Origin of the sequence: Shewanella sp. 11B5, from assembly GCF_002836795.1 — a bacterium.
Classification (GTDB): domain Bacteria; phylum Pseudomonadota; class Gammaproteobacteria; order Enterobacterales; family Shewanellaceae; genus Shewanella; species Shewanella frigidimarina.
Genome location: NZ_PJAP01000757.1, coordinates 1 through 1,833, shown reverse-complemented (window position 1 = coordinate 1,833; position 1,833 = coordinate 1). Strand labels below are relative to the sequence as shown.

Sequence of the window (1,833 nt, the reverse complement as noted above, 5' to 3'; positions counted from 1 at the left end):
TCAATGGAAACGGGAAAAAATAACCAACTACGTGCTGATTTAGATAAACTGAGACCCAAACCATATACTTGGTTAATCCAATGGCTAATGTGTTTGGTGACTATTGGCGCTATTTTATATATTGCAAAAGTAGACTTACTCGTAGAACAAAACTTTGTGTGGTTGCTACTGTTATTTGTCGTTATTGGTTTTAGTCATAGGGATGATTATTTAGCTCATAAGCGCATCGATTTGGTCATTAAGCTACTTGATAGCAATGCATTTCATAAACGGTAATAGTTCGACAGGAAGCCTTGGTACATGGATATTATGATTGATGATTTACAGGGCTCTGGCGTGATTGAGTTACTGCAAGCACATTTGGCTGATATGTATGCAACGTCGCCACCAGAGAGTGTTCATGCATTAGATATTGAAGCCTTAAAACACCCATCAATTACTTTTTGGAGTGCCAAACAAGGTGACATAGTACTAGGATGCGTAGCGATAAAACAGTTAACGCCAACCCATGGCGAAATTAAGTCTATGCGAACGGCTGCAATGGCCAGAAACCAAGGTGTAGCGTCGACATTGTTGTTGCACATATTGGACGTCGCTAAGTCTCGTGGTTATCAGCGGTTGAGCTTGGAGACGGGGTCTATGGACTTTTTTGCTTCAGCAAGGCGTTTATATGAACGACATCAATTTGATTACTGCGGCCCATTTGCGGATTATGAGCTAGATCCTAATAGCTTGTTTATGACGCGATTAATTGAGTAAATTGATTTGTGATAAAGGTAAAGCCTAGCAAAGCGCTAATTTATGAAATGTGTAAGCGACTATTACTCTTCTTCGTTATATTTGGCATTGCCATCGTAATATTAATGACTCCAGAAGGTGAGTGTGTAGCATTTTTTAGCCATAGCTTGTGCACAGGAAAAGATAAGTGGGTTATCGTAAAGTGGATTTTTTTGTTTGATTCATTGTTACTGACATACACTGCTTTGCCTGTGCTGCATTACTTAGCGCTAAGATTTTTAATTAAGCGTAAAAACAGAAATCCAAATTAGTTTGAAAAGCTTAATGATTTACAATTTTTATTTCATTATCTAAAAATCCAAACTCAGTTATGGCATTACATATCTAGGTTTGGTTTTTATATATCAGTGCTGATGTTTCAATATAAAGCGTGACGAGTAAAAGCTCGTGCTTAGCAGGCTTGTTCACTCTCAACAATCTTTTGAATATCGTGTGGGTGTACTTTTACGCAAATGCCATTGGCCTTAAACGCGATAGTTGGGTTAGCAAGGCGCTCTTTATCGCCTTTTGGCGAACTTTGTTTAACCTTAATATCATTGTTTTCGTCACTACCTGCAATAGCATTACTTGCAATAGTATTACCCGCAATAACATCAGCGAGTCGTGGCACTTTTTCGATAAGCTCTGCGACTAGTTCATCACAAGTTTGTGCCTGCGATGGGAACACTAATTCGATATGTTCCCAACCTTCAATCGGATAGGCTTTGTCAGATGGAAAGGGCAGCTCAACACACTGAATTTTCATCGTACCGATAACTAATGGCTCGGCTAATTTAATGATTAAAATCGGCCGACCATTGATGATGTTATTAGAGATGATTTTGCCGTGCTGACAAAATTCATCGACGAGTAACTGCGCCGTTTGATTATCGTTCACCCGCAAAGCAGCATGATCACAATCCAATGCTAAGTTCTCTAAACCTAACCGATGAATAAACGCGCTAATGCGCTGGCTAAAGTCTGCCCAAGTATGTTGTAGATGTTGGTAATTCATTTAATAACCCAAGAAACAAAGCAAAAATGGTATGGTTGAGA

General features: G+C 39.1%; 3 protein-coding genes. 2 read left to right on the top strand and 1 reads right to left on the bottom strand.

What is annotated here, in order from left to right; genetic code table 11:
* Positions 1-276: hypothetical protein (locus CXF78_RS21505; protein ID WP_180957183.1), on the top strand; the 276-nt coding region annotated here is incomplete at its 5' end.
* 24 nt (positions 277-300) lie between these two features.
* On the top strand, positions 301-759 hold the full coding sequence (locus tag CXF78_RS16140) for a GNAT family N-acetyltransferase (protein ID WP_102037357.1): 459 nt from the start codon (positions 301-303) through the stop codon (positions 757-759).
* Positions 760-1,189: 430 nt separating this feature from the next.
* Here the strand turns inward: CXF78_RS16140 and CXF78_RS16130 are convergent, their stop codons facing one another.
* Positions 1,190-1,792, bottom strand: coding sequence for a VOC family protein (locus CXF78_RS16130; protein ID WP_102037355.1), 603 nt, complete (start codon positions 1,790-1,792; stop codon positions 1,190-1,192).
* Positions 1,793-1,833 lie beyond the last annotated feature (41 nt).